Origin of the sequence: Pseudomonas sp. A014, assembly GCF_052378495.1 — a bacterium.
Lineage (GTDB): Bacteria > Pseudomonadota > Gammaproteobacteria > Pseudomonadales > Pseudomonadaceae > Aquipseudomonas > Aquipseudomonas machongensis.
In genome coordinates, this window is sequence record NZ_CP199001.1 from 3,189,041 (window position 1) to 3,206,063 (window position 17,023).

General features: G+C 65.1%; 18 protein-coding genes. 6 read left to right on the forward strand and 12 right to left on the reverse strand.

The genetic code is table 11. The features are described 5' to 3' along the window. Positions 1-7: 7 nt before the first annotated feature. From ACTYOL_RS14440 to ACTYOL_RS14455, 4 genes are read right to left on the reverse strand one after another with little or no spacing between them, the layout of a single operon-like run. The gene (locus ACTYOL_RS14440; protein ID WP_200603275.1) at positions 8-1,717 is read right to left on the reverse strand and encodes a dipeptide ABC transporter ATP-binding protein; all 1,710 of its coding nucleotides are present in this window, start codon (positions 1,715-1,717) and stop codon (positions 8-10) included. After that, on the reverse strand, positions 1,714-2,577 hold the full coding sequence (locus ACTYOL_RS14445; protein ID WP_200603274.1) for an ABC transporter permease: 864 nt from the start codon (positions 2,575-2,577) through the stop codon (positions 1,714-1,716). The genes ACTYOL_RS14440 and ACTYOL_RS14445 overlap by 4 nt, the downstream gene beginning before the upstream one ends. Next, the gene (locus ACTYOL_RS14450; protein ID WP_200603273.1) at positions 2,574-3,557 is read right to left on the reverse strand and encodes an ABC transporter permease; all 984 of its coding nucleotides are present in this window, start codon (positions 3,555-3,557) and stop codon (positions 2,574-2,576) included. The genes ACTYOL_RS14445 and ACTYOL_RS14450 overlap by 4 nt, the downstream gene beginning before the upstream one ends. Further along, the gene (locus ACTYOL_RS14455; RefSeq protein WP_200603272.1) at positions 3,554-5,224 is read right to left on the reverse strand and encodes an ABC transporter substrate-binding protein; all 1,671 of its coding nucleotides are present in this window, start codon (positions 5,222-5,224) and stop codon (positions 3,554-3,556) included. The genes ACTYOL_RS14450 and ACTYOL_RS14455 overlap by 4 nt, the downstream gene beginning before the upstream one ends. Positions 5,225-5,442: 218 nt before the next feature. Here ACTYOL_RS14455 and ACTYOL_RS14460 point away from each other — a divergent pair, with 218 nt between their 5' ends. Continuing rightward, positions 5,443-6,054 carry a LysE family translocator gene (locus ACTYOL_RS14460; protein ID WP_054890823.1) on the forward strand — a complete coding sequence of 204 codons (612 nt, stop codon included), beginning with the start codon at positions 5,443-5,445 and terminating at the stop codon, positions 6,052-6,054. Between the two features lie 49 nt (positions 6,055-6,103). Here the strand turns inward: ACTYOL_RS14460 and ACTYOL_RS14465 are convergent, their stop codons facing one another. The 4 genes from ACTYOL_RS14465 to ACTYOL_RS14480 form a co-directional block, all read right to left on the reverse strand. Next, entirely contained in the window at positions 6,104-8,329 is a 2,226-nt protein-coding gene (locus ACTYOL_RS14465; protein WP_153773796.1) for a TonB-dependent siderophore receptor, read from the reverse strand. Positions 8,330-8,620: 291 nt separating this feature from the next. Beyond that, the gene (locus tag ACTYOL_RS14470) at positions 8,621-9,835 is read right to left on the reverse strand and encodes a YeeE/YedE family protein (RefSeq protein ID WP_444756480.1); all 1,215 of its coding nucleotides are present in this window, start codon (positions 9,833-9,835) and stop codon (positions 8,621-8,623) included. Positions 9,836-9,937: 102 nt separating this feature from the next. Beyond that, a complete protein-coding gene (gene ykgO / locus ACTYOL_RS14475) occupies positions 9,938-10,084 on the reverse strand; it encodes a type B 50S ribosomal protein L36 (protein ID WP_054890826.1) in 147 nt (48 codons plus the stop codon). 88 nt (positions 10,085-10,172) lie between these two features. Then, positions 10,173-10,925, reverse strand: coding sequence for a methyltransferase domain-containing protein (locus ACTYOL_RS14480; protein WP_197891090.1), 753 nt, complete (start codon positions 10,923-10,925; stop codon positions 10,173-10,175). A 113-nt stretch (positions 10,926-11,038) separates the two neighbouring features. On the opposite strand from ACTYOL_RS14480, the gene ACTYOL_RS14485 reads away from it, so the two are divergent. Then, positions 11,039-11,707 carry a class I SAM-dependent methyltransferase gene (locus tag ACTYOL_RS14485; protein ID WP_197891088.1) on the forward strand — a complete coding sequence of 223 codons (669 nt, stop codon included), beginning with the start codon at positions 11,039-11,041 and terminating at the stop codon, positions 11,705-11,707. A 59-nt stretch (positions 11,708-11,766) separates the two neighbouring features. Here ACTYOL_RS14485 and ACTYOL_RS14490 read toward each other — a convergent pair whose 3' ends face one another. Further along, a complete protein-coding gene (locus ACTYOL_RS14490; RefSeq protein ID WP_200603269.1) occupies positions 11,767-12,666 on the reverse strand; it encodes a hypothetical protein in 900 nt (299 codons plus the stop codon). Between the two features lie 151 nt (positions 12,667-12,817). Between ACTYOL_RS14490 and ACTYOL_RS14495 the strand changes: the two genes are divergently transcribed. The 4 genes from ACTYOL_RS14495 to ACTYOL_RS14510 all read left to right on the forward strand — a co-directional run bounded on the left by ACTYOL_RS14495 (position 12,818) and on the right by ACTYOL_RS14510 (position 14,952). Then, complete coding sequence (locus tag ACTYOL_RS14495; protein ID WP_200603268.1) at positions 12,818-13,519, forward strand: AzlC family ABC transporter permease; 702 nt, start codon at positions 12,818-12,820, stop codon at positions 13,517-13,519. After that, entirely contained in the window at positions 13,516-13,830 is a 315-nt protein-coding gene (locus ACTYOL_RS14500; protein ID WP_054890831.1) for an AzlD domain-containing protein, read from the forward strand. The genes ACTYOL_RS14495 and ACTYOL_RS14500 overlap by 4 nt, the downstream gene beginning before the upstream one ends. Continuing rightward, positions 13,827-14,660: an AraC family transcriptional regulator gene (locus ACTYOL_RS14505; protein ID WP_200603267.1), complete on the forward strand. Its 834-nt coding sequence runs from the start codon at positions 13,827-13,829 to the stop codon at positions 14,658-14,660. Before ACTYOL_RS14500 ends, ACTYOL_RS14505 begins: the two co-directional genes overlap by 4 nt. A gap of 64 nt (positions 14,661-14,724) precedes the next feature. Continuing rightward, on the forward strand, positions 14,725-14,952 hold the full coding sequence (locus ACTYOL_RS14510) for a hypothetical protein (protein WP_054890833.1): 228 nt from the start codon (positions 14,725-14,727) through the stop codon (positions 14,950-14,952). A 51-nt stretch (positions 14,953-15,003) separates the two neighbouring features. Here the strand turns inward: ACTYOL_RS14510 and ACTYOL_RS14515 are convergent, their stop codons facing one another. From ACTYOL_RS14515 to nfuA, 3 genes are all read right to left on the reverse strand, one after another. Continuing rightward, the gene (locus ACTYOL_RS14515; protein ID WP_197891082.1) at positions 15,004-15,486 is read right to left on the reverse strand and encodes a copper chaperone PCu(A)C; all 483 of its coding nucleotides are present in this window, start codon (positions 15,484-15,486) and stop codon (positions 15,004-15,006) included. Further along, positions 15,487-16,095 carry an SCO family protein gene (locus ACTYOL_RS14520; RefSeq protein WP_054890835.1) on the reverse strand — a complete coding sequence of 203 codons (609 nt, stop codon included), beginning with the start codon at positions 16,093-16,095 and terminating at the stop codon, positions 15,487-15,489. Between the two features lie 285 nt (positions 16,096-16,380). Then, entirely contained in the window at positions 16,381-16,965 is a 585-nt protein-coding gene (nfuA, locus tag ACTYOL_RS14525) for a Fe-S biogenesis protein NfuA (RefSeq protein ID WP_063545100.1), read from the reverse strand. Between the last annotated feature and the right edge of the window lie 58 nt (positions 16,966-17,023).

The following is a 17,023-nucleotide window of genomic DNA, read 5'->3' on the forward strand; positions in this document are numbered from 1 at the left end:
GCAATCCTTAAATGGCGATTTTCCAGAGGCGTGACTCATCGAACAGGTCGAAGGCTTCGTGTTCCAGGTCCAGCGGCGGCACCACCAGCTCGGCGCCGCTGCCCGGCAGGCGCGGCACCGAGCCGAGCAGACGGCGGGTGTATTCGTGGGCAGGCTGCTCGAACAACTGCTCGACCGGCGCGTGCTCGACCACCTGGCCATGGCGCATCACCAGCACGTCATCGCTGACATGGCGAATCACGCCCAGGTCGTGGGAGATGAACAGATAGGCCAGGCCCAAGGTGTCCTGCAGGTCGGCCAGCAGGTCGAGTACCTGGGCCTGCACCGACACGTCCAGCGCCGACACCGGCTCGTCGCAGATGATCAGCTTCGGCTCGCTGGCGATGGCGCGGGCGATCGCCACACGCTGGCGCTGGCCGCCGGAGAGCTGCAACGGGCGGCGGCTGGCCAGGCTGGCCGGCAGGCGCACCTGCTCGAGCAGCACATGAATGCGCGCCGGACGCGCCGCAGCCTCGAAGCCCGCCACCTGCAAGGCATCATCGAGGATCTGTGCCACGGTCCAGCGCGGGTCGAACGAACCCAGCGGATCCTGGTAGATCACACTGATCTGCTGGCGCAGCGGGCGGCGGCTGGCTTCGCTGACGGTATTGCCCGGGCGGTTCCATGGCTGGCCGCGATACAGCACCTCGCCCTGGTCCGGTTGCAGCAGTCCGAGGGCGATGCGCGCAACCGTGGTCTTGCCCGAGCCGGACTCGCCGACGATGCCCAGGGTCTGCCCGGCGCGCAGGGTGAAGTCCACGCCCTGGACCACCTGACGCACCACGCCGTCAGGGCCGGTGTAACGCTTACCCAGGCCGTGGGCTTGCAGCAGCACCTCGCCAGGCACGGCGCTACGCGCTACTCCCTCGCCCGAACGCTCCGGCGACAGGCGGCTGCCACGCGGATGCTCCGCCGGCACCGCGGCCAACAGCGCCTGGGTATAGGGATGCCGTGGCTGGCGCAGCACCTGCTGCATCGGCCCCTGCTCCACCACCTCGCCATGGCGCAGCACCACGACCTCATCGGCCAGTTGCGCAACCACCGCCAGGTCATGACTGATGATCAGCAGCGATGCACCCCGCGCTTTGATCTGCTGGAACACTTCAAGAATCTGCGCCTGGACCGTGGCATCGAGCGCAGTGGTGGGTTCATCGGCGATCACCAGCGCCGGATCCAGTGCCAGCGCACTGGCGATCAGCGCCCGCTGGCGCAGCCCTCCAGAAAGCTGGCCTGGCCGCTGCCGCGCACGCAACGCCACGTCCGGCACCCCGACCCGTTCGAGCAGCGTCAGTACGCGCGCAGCGCGCTGCGCCCGATCTCCATAGCCATGGGTCTGCAACACCTCGAGGATTTCCTTGCCCACAGGCCGCAGCGGGTCGAGCGACACCAGCGCATCCTGCAGCACGAAGCCGATATCCTTGCCACGCACCGCACGCCACTGACGCTCGCTCAGGGCCAGCAGGTCGCGACCGGCAAAGCCCAAGGTGCGCGCGGTCACCTCGCCACGCGCACCCACCAACCCCACCAGGCTGCGGGCGCTGACGCTCTTGCCCGAGCCAGACTCCCCCACCAGGGCCACACAGCGACCCGGCGCCAGGGTGAAAGACAGTTCACGCACCACGCTGCGGCCTTCGAACGTCACGTTCAGGCCCTCGACGATCAAGGTCTTGTCGCTCATGGCAGGCGGCCCTCCAGGCGGTGTTGAAGGTAGCGGCCGGCCGCGGTGGTCGCCAACGTGGTGAGCACGATGAACAGGCCGGGGAAAAAGGTCAGCCACCAGGCGCTGGCGATGAAATCGCGGCCCATCGACAGCATGGTGCCCCACTCAGGTGCAGGTGGTCGGGCACCAAGCCCCAGGAAACTCAGGGCAGATGCCCAGACAATGGCTTGACCGACGCCCATGGTCAGGGTCACCACCAACGGGCGCATGGCATTGGGCAATAACTGACGCAGGACAATGCGTGCGGTCGGGTGCCCCAGCGCCCGCGCCGCTTCGATATAGCCCGAATTGCGCACCGCCAGCACCTGGCCGCGGACCATCCGCGCGTAGCCAGGTGCCCCACCCAGACCGGTGGCGATGATCAGTGGGCCGACACCGCTGCCGAACACCGCCACGAACAGCAGCGCCAGCACCAGGCTGGGAAAGGCGAACAGCACCTCCAGCAGCCAGCCCACGCCACGGTCCACCCGCGCCCCGCCCAATCCGCCGAGCAGCCCGAGGCTGACGGCGATGGCCATCGACAGCAAGGTGGCCGCCACGCCGATCAGCAGGCTCTGACGCGCGCCGTGGACGATACGCGCGAAGATGTCGCGCCCCGACTGGTCGGTGCCCAGCCAGTGCGTCCAGTTCGGTGCCTGGAACGCCTCACGAGGCACGATCGCCAAGGGGTCGATGCGAGTGAACAGCCCCGGCGCCAGCGCCGCCAGCAATAGCGCCAGCAGGAACAGGATCGCCAGGCTCGCCCCCAGCGGCGGCCAGGGCAAACGCACTTGTCGACGCACTGGCGTCTGGCTGTGTTCAAGAATCAGGTCGCTCATGCGCTCGTCTCCTGTTGGCGTGGGTCGATCCATTGATAGAGCAGGTCCACGAGAACGTTGGCCAGCACGTAGGCAGCAGCCACCACCAGGGTGATGCCGATCACCAACGGCAAATCCTGCAGTTGCACCGCCTGGTACAACTGACGGCCCACGCCCTTGCGCGAGAAGATCACTTCGCACACCACCGCCCCGCTGATCAGCGCACCGATGGCCCAGCCCGACAGCGACACGCCCGGCAGCAGGGCGTGGCGCAGCGCATGCCGGAAGCGCACCGCCAGGTCGCTCAGGCCACGGCTGCGGGCGCTGAGAATGAAGGGCTGATCGAGGGTCAGCTCGAGTGATTCCCGGGTCACCTGGGCGATGAACCCTGCCAACGGAATGGCGAGGGAGAATGCCGGCAGCACGAGGCTTGCGAGGCTGTCGCTGCCCGCCGGCGGGAACCAGCGCAAGCCGAAGGCGAATACCGCCAGCAGCACCACCCCCAGCCAGAAGTGCGGCAAGGCGGCGCTGAGGGTTTCGGCCAGCGAGGCGAGTCCGCCGATGAGCCGGCCCCGGCCAGCCGTGACCACCGTCAACAGCAGCACCAGCAACCAGGCCAGCACCAGTGCGGCGAACGTCAGCTCGAGGGTTGCCCCGGCCTGTTCCGCCAGCACGCGGGTCACAGGCTGGTGCTGGGAATAGGACTGGCCCAGGTCGCCCTGCACCAGACGCCCGAGATACAGCGCGTATTGCACCGGCAACGGTTTATCCAGGCCGTACTCGCGCCGGGTTGCCTCGATGGCCTCCGGCGTCGGGTTGCCGGTGGTGCCACCGAGAATCGCCAGCACCGGGTCACCCGGCATCAGACGCAGGGCGAAGAACGTCAGGGTCGCCACCGCCCACAGCACCAGCAGGCCACCGCCCAGGCGAATAGCGGCGCGGCGTCCGAGCGCACGCAGGCGCTCGCGGCGGGGATCGGTCAGGGTCGTCGCTTCACTCATTTGCTCACCCATGCGTCATAGAGGTAGGTCACCGCCAGCGAGGGCTCCAGGCGCACGCCGTGGGCCGTCTTGTAGAGACCCAGCCGGGTGCTCTGCGGGTAAGTGGTCAATTGCAGGTACTGGCTGGCGGCCTGTTGCTGAGCCTTGAAGTACAGCGCCCGACGGCGCTCCGGGTCCTGGGTGGCGAGGGCGTCGTCGAGCAACGCGTCGAAGCCCGGATCGGCGAAGCCCGAGGAGTTCTGGTGATAGCCGCCGACGCCTGCCGGCTGGACGAACGCCGAGCCAAAGATGATGCGCAGCACATCCGGGGTGTTGGTATTCCAGTAGCCGGTGCGGATGTCGTAGTCCCAGGCGGCCTGGCGCGCGGTGACCTGGGCGTCGCTCATCTGGTCGATCACCAGCTCCAGGCCGGCCTGACGGGTGGTGGCCTGCACCTGCTCCCAGAGGGTCAGCTCCGAAGGCGGTGTACGCGCGCCGATCAGCACCACCGCGCTCAGGCGCTTGCCATTGCGTGTGCGGTAACCCTGCGCATCACGCCCGGTCCAGCCTGCGTCATCGAGCAATCGGGCGGCGCGCTGCGGATCGTAGTCCTGGCTGCGCTCGAACTCGCCGCTGTAGAACGGCGTGGCCACGCTGAGCGGGCCGCCGGCTCGCGGAAACTCGCCGAAGTACACACTCTTGAGCGCACCTTCGATATCGGCGCTGCGCACGAAAGCTTCGCGCACACGGATATCATCGAAGGGCGCCCGGCGCAGGTTGAACGTGCCGTTAGTGGGGTTGCCGGGGCGCTGGGCGATGATCAGCTCGACATCCGGGTTGCGCCGCGCCGCCTCGTGCGACTCGGGCGGTACGCTCTCGATCACGTCCACCTCACCGGCCTGCAGCGAGGCGAAACGCACCGAAGGTTCCTGGATGAACTTCCACACGATGCGCTCGAGATACGCCGGGCCCTGGTGCCTGGCAGTCGGCGGCGCCCAGTTGTAGTCGGCATTGCGCACCAGCTCGACCTGGTTCTGCCGGTCCCAGCGCAGCACCTTGAATGGCCCGCTGCCCACCGGACTTTCGCAGTTCTCGTCACGGCTGCGCTTGAGCGCGGTGGGTGACTGGATACCGAGAAAGCCTTGGGCGAGCACTTCGAGGAAGGCGGCGTAAGGCGTGGCCAGGTGCACCACGGCAGTGTATTCGTCGACGATGTCGGTGCCGCGATACTGGCGGATATAGCCGCCTGCGGTGCTGGACTGGGTCTTGGGGTCGGCCATGTGGTCGAGATTGGCCTTGACCGCCTGGGCATTGAACGGCGTGCCGTCGGTGAAATGCACGTCGTGGCGCAGGTGGAAGGTGTAGCTCAGGCCATCGGCGGACGCCTCCCAGCGCTCGGCCAGCCAAGGGCCGATACGGCCGTCGCTGTCCATCGACACCAGCGAATCCAGGTACTGCTGAGCCACGAACACTTGCGGCATGTCACCCGCCACATGCGGGTCCAGGCAGGTGGGCTCGCGGTCGGTGGCATAGACCAGGGTTCCGCCGCGCACCGGCTGGTCGCTATGGGTCATGACCTGCTCGGCACGCTCGCAGCCGACCAGCGCCAGCACGGCACAGAGCGGGATCAAGGGGAAGTTGAGTCGGTTCAAGGGCGCTCCTGCGGATGACTGGGCATGCAGGGGCATTTGCAGGAGTTGTGCCGGGTTTCAACCCCCTGATTTTGCTGGGATTTGCCAAATACGCGGTGATCGATGGCGGGCAAAGTGTGCGCAGGGTGTTGGCAAGCCAACAGTTGAACTGTCAGATCATACCCATGCATAAAGACAAGCGGCCCTATACTCCGCACTCACAGGGCCGCTTCCGCGCAGCGGGCCCGCCGCCCCTTCTCCTACAAGGCGTTCTCATGGCACTCGACACCTGGTTCATCTACCTGCTGGCAAGCATCGGCCTGTCACTGACCCCGGGGCCGAACAGTTTGCTGGCCCTCACTCATGGCGCCCGCTACGGCGCGCGGCGAACGCTGTTCACCATCCTCGGCGGCATGTGTGGTTTCAGCGCCCTGATCGCCCTGGCGATGTTCGGGCTGAGCGCACTGCTGCAAACGTCGGGTTCCGTGCTGCAAGTGCTCAAGTGGGTCGGCGGCGCCTATCTGCTGTGGCTCGGCATCCAGCTCTGGCGTGCCCCACCCTTGCACCTGGACCTGGCCCAGGGCCAGACCCGGCTGGGAAATGCCGGCTTGTTCCGCCAGGGTTTGCTGTCGGCGCTGTCCAACCCGAAAGTGCTGCTGTTCTATGGCGCCTTTTTGCCACAGTTCATCGACCCGCAACGCGGCCTGGCCTTGCAGTTCATCGTGATGGCGGCGACGTTCGCCTGCGTGGAATGCCTGGTCGAATACCTGCTGGCACGCCTGGCCGGTCGCATCAGGCCGTGGTTGGCCAAGGGCGGCAAGGGTTTCAACCGCTGCTGCGGCGCGCTGTTCGCGATGATCGCGGTGGCGTTGCCGCTGGGGCGCTGAGCCTGGTCTGCGAGCGCGTGCGTGCGCATCGCAGGCCAGGCGCAAGACGCTACAACGACCAGTCCAGGCTGACCATCAGGGTGCGCGGTTCGCCGTTATAGACGCCGTTGTAGAACCCCAGGTTGTTGTAGTAGTGCTCGTCGAAGAGGTTCTTCACGTTCACCGAGGCCGACAGGTGTTCGTCGACCTGGTAGCGGGCCATCAGCCCGACCACCGAGAACGCCCGCTGGCTCATGCGGTCCCTGACGGTGATGATGCCACCCGATGCATTGCGCCCCACCGGGCGGTTGCCGACACCGAAGGTGTGGCTTTGCCAGTCGAGGGTGCCGCCCACGGTCAGTTTTGGCAGCACCTTGTAGGTGCTCGAGAAACGCACCAGATTCATCGGTCGGGCCGTGTCCTTGCGCGTCTTGTCGCCACGCAGCGCGTGGGTGTAGCTGTAGCCCAGGCTCATCTGCCAGTCCGCCATCACCTCGCCTGCCAACTCGGCCTCGAAGCCCTCGACCACCGCCCCCTTTCCACCGGACTTGTAGTACTGCTCACCGTTGGGGCCTGGCGGCACCGAGTCGTCGACCTCCGCAACGTTGTCCTGCTTGCTGCGGTACACCGCGGCGCTGAGGTTGGCCCGATCCTCGAACAGGCTGCCCTTCAACCCCAACTCGTAGACCTTGCCCACGACCGGGTCCAGGTACTTGTCGCTGATGTCCTTGTTGGTCTGCGGGTTGAAGATATCGGTGTAGCTGACATAGACGGTGAACTGCTCGTTGAGGTCGTAGAGCACACCGGCATAAGGCGTCCACTGGTCGTTCTGGGTCTGCTCGCTGCGGGAGATGTCGGTGACCGCCAGGTTGTCATCGTATGTCCAGGACTTGCTGGTGGTCTTCCAACTACCGTAGCGGCTGCCGAGGACCAGGTGCAGGCGATCGGTGGGGTTGAGCCGGGTAGCGATGTAGCCGGCCTTCTGCTCGATGCGCGAGCGCGATTCATCCAGGCCAGTCTTGCGATCGTAGAACTTGGGAATCCCGCCCATGTATTTCCAGTCGGGGATGATCGCGTAGCCCTGCGGATCGTTGCGGCCGGTGTAGTACGGCGAGCTGTCGCGTCGCTCGGAGACCCCGTAGCCGATCATGAAGTCATGGGTACGGCCCAGCAGCTGGTAGGGGCCGGCAAGGTTGAAGTCCACGGCATCCATCTGCTCCTCTCCGGAGAAATGACTGCTCCAGGCTTTCATGCCACTGCGGTCGGCCTCGGGGAAGCCATTGCCGCCGTAGTAGACCTTGCCGTCGCTGTCGCTTTGGCGGTGGGTGTAGGCCGCCTTGAGCAGCCAGTCATTGCCCAGTTGCTGATCGAGGGTGGCGAACACCGTCTGGTCCTTCAGCGGCCAGGACGACCAGGGGGCCGCCAGGTTGGTCGAGCGCGGCAGGTTGGCCTTGCTGCCATCGGCGTTCCAGTAGGGTACGGTGCCCCAGCTGGAGCCCTGGACATGCTTGTTCTGGTAGTCGTAGCCGACCGCCAGCACCGTGCTGTCGGTAAGGTCGGCCTCGAGAATGCCGTAGGCCACCTCACGTTGGGTCTGGTAGTGGTCCATGTAAGACTTGTTGTCGCGATAGGCCAGCACCGTGCGCCCACGCAAGCGCCCGTCCCAGCCCAACGGGCCGCCAACGTCCAGGTAGCTGTAGTAGTTGTCGAAACTGCCGGCACTGATGCCGGTCTTCACCGCCAGCTCATGGGTCGGGCGCTTGCGCACCATGGCGATGGTGCCGGAGGGATCACCCGCGCCGGTGGTCAGGCCGGTAGCGCCACGCACCACCTCGATACGGTCATAGATGATGGTGTCGGAGTCGGACTTGAGCCCCGAGAAGGTGTTGAGCATTCCATCGATCTGGAAGTTGTTGATCGAGTAGCCGCGCGCATAGTACGTCGGTCGCTCGGAGTCGTTGCGCTGGACGGTCACGCCAGTGACGTGGCTCAGCGCTTCGGACAGGGTGTCGAGCTGGAAGTCGTCCAGCTGCTGGCGGGTCAGCACCGAGACCGATTGTGGGGTTTCCTTGATCGACAGGTTCAGGCGCGTGGCGGCGCTCATGCTGCCGGTGGTGTAGGAGCCGGTGTGCTCGGTGGTGCTGCCCAGGCCCTGGGCGAGGATTTCGGTGGAGCCGAGCTCCAGTACGCCTTCCTCGGAACGCTTTTCGCGCTCTTCGGCCAACCCTGCCGGGCTGATGACGGTGGCGCACAGACCCAGGGTCAGGGTCATGCTACGGCTGATGGGCGCGAACATCGCTGCCTTTCTCCTTGTTCGATTCGATGAAAGTCCTGAATACCGGTTGACCGGCCTTCATATGACAACGAATCTCGTATGAGAATCATTATCGAATTGTCATCAAAACTAAAACAGAAGATCAGCTTGTAAGGTTCAGAGCCTTGGTCGGGCCGGAATTACCCACAAAATAAAACTATTAATATCAATAAGATAAGAAACATACATGAGGTAATTTATAGAAAAACCTCATGTAGTTTCTCAACAGTTGGCAGGCACCTATCGCTTACGCTGCAGTGCCCTGAAGGCGCCTCAGCAACCGGTCAGGGTCGCTGCGCGCCGCTCGCCAGCGAAGAACAGCGGCCGCAGTCGCACACCGATCAGGTTGCCGGTATAAGCCGCCACCAACCACAACCAGCCATGCACGCTGCCCGAGGCGATGCCGCTGAAATAGGCGCCGATGTTGCAGCCATAGGCCAGGCGCGAACCGTACCCCAGCAGCAGGCCACCGATCACCGCGGCGACCAGCGAACGCGTCGGGATCTTCAGGCTCGGCGCGAAGCGTCCAGCCAGGCCGGCGGCGAGCAAGGCGCCCAGTACGATCCCCAGGTCCATTACCGTGGTGATGTCCTGCCACAGCGGTGCAGCCAAGGCCTTGGCGTTGGCCGGCGCCTGCCAGAACACCCAGCTGCCCACATCCACGCCCAACCCGCTTAACGTCTTGGCGCCCCACAAGGCGAAGGCCGAGGTAATGCCCCAGGGGCGTCCGGCCAGCGCCAGGGTGGCGTAGTTCAGCAGCGCCAGCGCGATTGCGCCCCACACCAGCGGCCACGGCCCGCGCAGGAATCGACGCAGGCCTTGGTGCTCGCTGCCCACGGGCGCTTCCAGTGCGCCATGGCGACGCTTCTCCAGCACCACGGTGACCCAGGCGATCACCCCGAACAGTGCGAGGCTGACCACCAGCGCAGGCCCCATGCCCCAGGCCTGGACGATCGAGGTGGCCGGGAACGAGGGCAAGGCGAACCACCAGTCGGCATGGTGGGTCGCGGTGACCGAGCCGATGATGAAGAACAGCAGCGTCACCAGCATCCGCGCATTCCCGCCACCGACAGTGAACAGCGTGCCCGAGGCACAACCACCGCCCAGTTGCATGCCGATGCCGAAGATGAACGCGCCGAACACCACCGATACCCCGGCTGGGGCCACAAGACCGGTGACCGGGTTGCCGAACAAGCTGCCCGCCGACAGCGCCGGGAAGAACAGCAGGACCGCCAGCGCCAACATGACCATCTGCGCGCGCAAGCCTGCGCCACGGCGTTCATTGATGAACACCCGCCAGGCCGAGGTAAAGCCAAAAGCGGCATGGTAGAGGGTCAGGCCCAGCGCCGCGCCGACCAGCAGCAACAGCACCTGCTTGAAACCGGCATTGAGGTTGAGGAACCAGGCGCCTGCCAGCAGCAGGGCCAGGGCAATCAGCGGCGCGCCAAGGCGACGCGGCTCAGGTGTGACGGTAGCGGAAAAACCCATTGAAATACTCGGATTAACAGTCGAACGGGCGGCGAGTATACCGCCGCACATTCGCCGATGGGAGCAACCGTCTTGCTCACACCCTGAAAGCAGACCTGCCGCTCAACCGCGCTTCTTCTTCACGCCACCCTGGCGCGCCTTGAAGCGCGGGTTCGACTTGCAGATGACATAAAGGCGGCCGCGGCGCTTGACCACCTGGCAGTCGCGGTGGCGCAGCTTGGCGTGCTTGAGGGATGACAAGACTTGCATAGTGATTCTCCGACAGGGCGTTTGATAACGTAATAACATTACATTAACGAGAATCATTAGCGATTGGCAAGCCCCCTCTCCTACTGCGTCAACGCTTGTTCGCCCACACCCCGAAGGCCATGTCGCCGATATAGATCCCCTGCGACTGCATGCGCTCGGCATCCAGCCGTGCCTGTAGCGTTTCGATCCCCACCTGGCGCGCCGTGGCGATGCCGTGCTCGAGGATTCGTGGCAGGCACGCGCGTATGATCGCTGCCAGCCCGTAGGGACTGTCCGGGGTCTGCAACAGGCATTCGGCGCGCAGGCTCTGCACCTGCAGTCCGGCTTCGGTGAGGATGCGATGCAGGTTGAAGCCGATATGCAGGTCCGCCCCTTCGTGGGCGAGCATGCGCTGCAGCCACTGCTGGGCACGGCGATGCAGCGGAAAAGGCGCCAGGCTTGCCGGGGTCAGGGTGCTGTCGTGTTCCTGGAACACCAGCACGCCACCAGGCAGCAACAGCCTGGACAACCTGCGCACGGCCAGGACGGCGTCTGGCTGGTACATCAGCACTCGCCGACCGACGATGGCATCGAACAGCCCCAGGGCTTCAGGCAAGCGATGCAGGTCACAGGCGACGAACTCGACCGGGGCATGGCCCGAAACAGGCGAACGCTGGCGCGCCAGCTCAAGCGCGGCCAGAGACTGGTCGACGCCGACCACCGCCCCGTCAGGCCCGACCAACTCGGCGAGCAGCACGCTAACATCACCCGTTCCACAGCCGACATCCAGCACCCGCATGCCAGGGCCGACGCCAGCGTCTATCAGCAACCGGGTGGTGAAATCCGTCGTCGAAAGTGCCATGCGCTGCTCCTTGTTAAGGGAGGCCAGTGTGGCGGCGGCATGGGTCAATGCACAAGTATCGCGGCAGCGTTGCACTAGAATGCTGTTCATCGCCAATGTGAGCAGGCCAACCGATGCCCGATCCCACCACCCAGTTGCTGGACAGCTGGCAGCGCAATGCCGAGGCCTGGATCGAGGCCGTGCGCAGCGGCAGCATCGCCTCGCGCCGCCAAGTCACCGACCAGGCGATCTTGCTGGCGATCCTCGGCCGCCAGCCGGAGCGTGTGCTCGACCTCGGTTGTGGCGAGGGCTGGCTGCTGCGCGCCTTGGAAGGCCGGGGCATCGAGGCGGTGGGTGTCGACGGCGACAGGACCTTGGTCGAGTCGGCCAAGGCTGCAGGCTCAGCGCAGGTGCACCTGGCCAGCTACGCGCAACTGATTGGCGCCGAGGTGGAGATCGGTCGGGACTATTCGCTGATCTGTGCCAACTTCGCCCTGCTGCATCAGGACATCATCCCGCTGCTCGGCGCCTTGGCGCCAAGGCTGGCACACGACGGCGCACTGTTGATCCAGACCCTGCACCCGTGGAGTGCTGCCGCGGGCAACTATCAGGATGGCTGGCGGGTCGAGTCCTTTGCAGGCTTCGAGGGCAACTGGGAACCCATGCCCTGGTATTTCCGCACGCTGTCCAGCTGGCTTGCCGCACTGGACATGGCAGGCTTCAACCTGTGCACGCTGCAGGAGCCGCAACACCCCCAAAGCCCGGTGCCGCAGTCGCTGCTGCTGATCGCGCAACCCAAGTGAAACGCTTGCCGGCCCTGGGAGGGCTTGCCGCAACGCATTGCCCGCCCAACGGGCCAGGGCTATTGGCCGTCGAGGCTGGCCACATGCGCATCCAGTTCCTGCTCGGGCGGCGACAGGTGCAGGACGCGATCGCGGCCGCCTTCGGCGAGCAGGTAGCCACCTTTGCCATCGGGCACGATCGACTGCGGTGCCTTGAGGAAGGACAACACGGTATGCCGCTTGCCATCGGCATCGATGCGCAGCAGGCGCGCGCGATGCGTGGAGTCTTCGCTGATCCACAGCCCGCGCTGGTCGCAGAACAGGAAGGTGGGATTGCGCAGCCCCTCGGCCACTACCGGGTCTTCACCCCCTTCGTTCAGCGCGCGGATCTTGCCGGCAGCCTTTTCGGTATAGAGCAACTGGCCACCGCTGCAGCGGGTCAGGCCTTCGGTTTCAGTCAGCGCCGAGCGCAGCACTTCCACCTGGCCGCTCTGCCAGTCGTAGCGCATCAGGCGGCCATCGCCCTTGCGATCCTCGATGGCGTAGAGGTGATCGCCATCGTTCCATAGGCCCTGCACGCTTTCGCCGTTGAACAAGGCGGTGATCTGGCCATCGCGAGACACGCTGACCGGGGCCAGTCCGCCCTCCTGGCTGAACGCCCAGCCGCCCTCGACCGCGACCATGCCGTCAGGCTTGGACAGGCCATCGACCACCACCACACGCTCGCCCTGTGGGGTGATCTTGAGAATACTGCCCAGCCCATCGTCCAGCTCGCGGCTGACCAACAGGCTGCCATCGGCCAGCGGCAGCAGCGAGGCAGCCTTGGCCACGTCACGGTGCAGCACCTGCAGATGCCAGCCATCGGAGGCCTGCACCGGATAGAACGTCTGCCAGGCAAAGAAGCCCAGGGCGCAGGCCACCACGCCTGCCGTCGCCGTCAAGGTCAGCTTGACGCCACGCTTGCGCAACACTTGAATCATCGATCGCTCCTTCTTGTGGCGGCGATCCTAGCAAGGGGATGTGAAAAAAATGTCGTGAAGCGCATCGCACCCGCAAACCAGCAAGATCGTTCAAGCCAGGCAGCTTTTTCCTCTGGCATGCTGGACATCCCTGCCCCTGTCCGTAGCCGCCATGTCCAGCAGTCCGCCCCTCGCCCGCCATGCTTTCACCCAAGGCACCGTCGCCATCCTGCCGTTATCGCTCGCCGTTGCGCCCTGGGGGCTGCTGGCCGGCTCCATGGCCATCGAAGCCAACCTCAGCGCCTGGCAGGGTCAGGGGCTGTCTGCCATCGTCTTTGCCGGGGCGGCGCAACTGGTGGCAATCGGCATGCTCAAGAGCGGCGCCGGGCTGCTGTCGATCCTGCTGACCACCCTGCTGCTGACGTCGCAGCACCTACTCTATGGGCTGTCGATGCGCCCTGTGGTGTCCGGCCTGCCGACCCGCTGGCGACTGGGGCTGGGCTTTCTGCTTACTGACGAACTCTTCGCTCTGACCAGCCACCACGACCAGCAACAGTTCAACCGTTGGTACGCATTGGGCGTGGGCCTGACCTTCTATGTGGCCTGGAACCTGTTCACACTGGCCGGCATCATCCTCGGCCAGAACATCCCGCACCTGGACCAGCTCGGCCTGGACTTCTCGATCGTCGCCACCTTCGTCGCGTTGATCACCCCGCTGGTACGCAGCGTGCCGACCCTGGTGTGCGTGGCGGTGTCGCTGTTCTGCTCGGTGCTGTTCAGCCATTGGCAATGGGAAACGGCGCTGGTGGCCGCCGGCCTGCTGGGCATGGCTGCGGGTTTTGTCTGTCAGAAATTCGCCGGGAGCCGCGCATGATCTGGCTGCTGATCGTCGCCATGGGTGTGGTGGTGTTCCTCAATCGCTACGTCTTTCTCGAGCCGCGCCTGCCCCTGCGCCTGGGCTCCAACGTGCGCCAATTCCTCGGTTTCGCCGTGCCGGGAATGCTCACGGCAATCTGCGGGCCGATCATCTTCCTGCCCGAGCATCAGCTGAACCTCGATCCGCTCAATCCGTACCTGCTCGGCTCGCTGGTAGCCATCGCCCTGGTGCTGTTGACCCGCAGCGTATTGCTGAGCATGCTGGCGAGCATGCTGATCTTCTTTGTCCTGCGCAGCTGGCTGACATGAGCACGCCCCTGCGCGAACAGATCCACCTGTGGCAGGCACCCGCCCTCGGCGATGTCGAGATGCTGCACGCCCGCTACGTACAGCAGCGCTTTGCGCCGCATGTGCACGAAGGCTATGTGTTCACCGTGATAGAGTCCGGCGCCCAGTGTTTCTGGCACCGTGGCAGTGATCACCTGGCGCCGGTCGGCAGCGTGGTATTGATCAACCCCGACGAATTGCACACCGGCGCCAAGGCCCACGAGGCGGGCTGGCGCTACCGTGCGTTCTATCCGGAACACGAACGTGTCACCGGGGTGCTGGACGAGTTGGAACTGGGCCGCCACGGCCTGCCGCACTTCAGGCAGAGCGTGGTGCAGGACCCGACCCTGGCGGCGGCCTTCAGCCGTGTGCATCGCCTGTCGGAGGCCGGCGCGAGCGCGCTGGAGCAGCAAACCGCCTGGCGCGAGGCGGTTCTGGCGCTGGTACAACGTCATGGCCACTGCAGCGAACCTGCTGCCCCCGGCAACGAACCGCTGGCCGTGGCACGGGCCCGCGAACTGCTGGAGAGCCAACTGGCCGACCCGCCTTCGCTGGAGGCACTGGCCGCGGCGGTCAACCTGTCACCCTTCCACTTTGCCCGGGTGTTTCGCCAGGCCACCGGGCTGCCGCCCCATGCCTGGCTCAAGCAGCGTCGCCTGGCCCGTGCCCGGGAATTCCTGCGCCGTGGCCTGCCGGCTTCGGAAGTGGCCTTTGCACTGGGCTTCGCCGACCAGAGCCACCTCAGCCGGCAGTTCAAGCAGGCCTTCGGCGTGACGCCAGGCGCCTACCGCCTCGCCTGCCTGAACCACTGACCCGTCGCCCGGCAATACCGCTAGCCGCTGCTACACTGAGAAGGCTGAACGGAGGAATCCTGCCATGTCAGAACGAGAGCTCACCACCCTCATCACGCTGATGAACCAGCGCCAGGCCTGCCTGAGCAGCGCCTGCAAGGAAATCGCCGACTGGATCGACCGGCAGGGCGATGTGCCCTCGGCCGGCAAGATCCGCGCGAGCCTCAAGGCCCTGGAGGCCGACGAAGCCCAGGTTCGCAAAACCCTGACTTCGCTGACCATCGACCGGCCGCTGCCGCGATTCCGTAGCTGAACGACAGCAAGCAGAAAGAACAAGGGCCGCTTGTGCGGCCCTTGTCGGTACTCAGTGCTCCATGTGCATGTGGTCGTGCCCGGCATCCATCTCGGCAGTCAGCGGCTTGACCGGCGCCTGCACCTCGAGTGTCTGCTTCTGGCCCTTGGCATCTTCGATGGTCAAGGTCAGTGGCACCTGCTGCCCTTCCTTCACCTGCTCGTTCAGGCCCATCAACATCACGTGCAAACCATTGGGATCGAGGGTGACCGGCTTGCCGGCCGGCAGCTCCACGCCCTTCACTTCACGCATGCCCATCACATCGCCATTCATGGTCATCTCGTGCACCTGCACGGTCTTGGCCACCGGCGAAGCCACGCTCACCAGCTTGCTGTCGGTGCTGGCGGTCAGGGTCATGAAGGCGCCGGTGGACTGCTGGTGCGGCACGCTGGCACGCACCCAGGCGTCGCTTACGGTGGTGTCGGCCAGGGCCGGCAGGGCCAGGCCCAGCAGGGCGAGAGCGGCCAGGCCGCGCTTGATCGGTTGCATCGACATTCAGCAGATCTCCATCAGGGTGCGCAGGTCTTCGGCGCATTCCTGGGCATTCAGGGAATGGCCCAGACTCAGGCGCAGGGTGCCACGCGTGTCGTAGACGTAGCTGGTGGACGAGTGGGAAATGGTATAGGTGTCGCCGGCAGGGACCTTTTCGTAGAACACCTTGAACTCCCTGGCCACCTCGTCGATTTCTTCCGGGGTGCCGGTCAGGGCGACGAACGAAGGATCGAAGGCCTTGACGTAGGCGTCGAGCACCTCAGGGGTGTCACGCTCCGGGTCCAGGGTGATGAACACCACCTGGAACAGGTCACGGTCACGGCCCTTGAGCAGTTTGCGGATCTGCGCGGCGCGTGCCAGCGTGGTCGGGCAGACCGCCGGGCACTGGGTGAAACCGAAGAAGATCATCGGCATCGAGCCGTAGAAGCTCGACAGGGTACGCTCGTTACCCTGCGGATCCTTGAGCTTGAACTTGCGTCCAAGGATCTCGTTGCTCATGTTCTTGCCGTACTTGAAGTCCAGGCCCCGGGCCGGGTTGCAACCCGCCAGCAGGCCAAGCCCCAGTACGCCCATCCCGGCGACGACCGCGCGCCGGGTCAGTAGATCAGTCATGGAACCATCCTTTACAGGGAAGGTGCCGGCCCTCGAGCAGGGCCGGTCGAAAAACCGGGGCATTCTGGCATGACACCCCGAGACCAGCTACCCGACACCTGGAAGATCGGCCCGCAGCCCTTGATTTACGGGCTGCGGCCTGTTGTCGCAGGGCTTGAAACAGTAACACTTTGTTGCTAGGCGAAGGCATTTTTGGCGGGCGACGAATGCAATCGCGGGGCAAGCCCGCTCCTGCAGGTACGACGCCGTACCTGCAGGAGCGGGCTTGCCCCGCGATAGGGCCTATCAGTAGTAGGCGTTCTCTTTTTGCGTGTGGTCGGTCACGTCACGCACACCCTTGAGCTCCGGGATGCGCTCGAGCAGCGTACGCTCGATGCCGTCCTTGAGGGTGACGTCCGCCTGACCGCAACCCTGGCAACCGCCACCGAACTGCAGCACGGCGATGCCGTCGTCGACCACATCGACCAGGCTCACCTGGCCGCCGTGGCTGGCAAGACCGGGGTTGATCTCGGTCTGCAGGTAGTAGTTGATGCGCTCGTTGATCGGGCTGTCTTCGTTGACCATCGGCACCTTGGCGTTCGGCGCTTTGATGGTCAGTTGCCCGCCCATGCGGTCGGTGGCGTAGTCGACCAGTGCGTCTTCGAGAAACGGCTCGCTGACGGCGTCGATGTAGGCAGTAAAGCTCTTCAGACCCACGGCGGTGTCGTCAGGCTTTTCTTCGCCCGGCTTGCAGTAGGCGATACAGGTCTCGGCGTACTGGGTGCCCGGCTGGGTGATGAAAACGCGGATGCCGATCCCGGGCGTGTTCTGCTTCGAGAGCAGATCGGCCAGATAATCATGGGCGGCGTCGGTAATGGTTATAGCGCTCATGGAAGTTCCTCACAGACTTGCCGCCCAGTGTACGCCAAGCCAGGCCTCGAACAAAGTC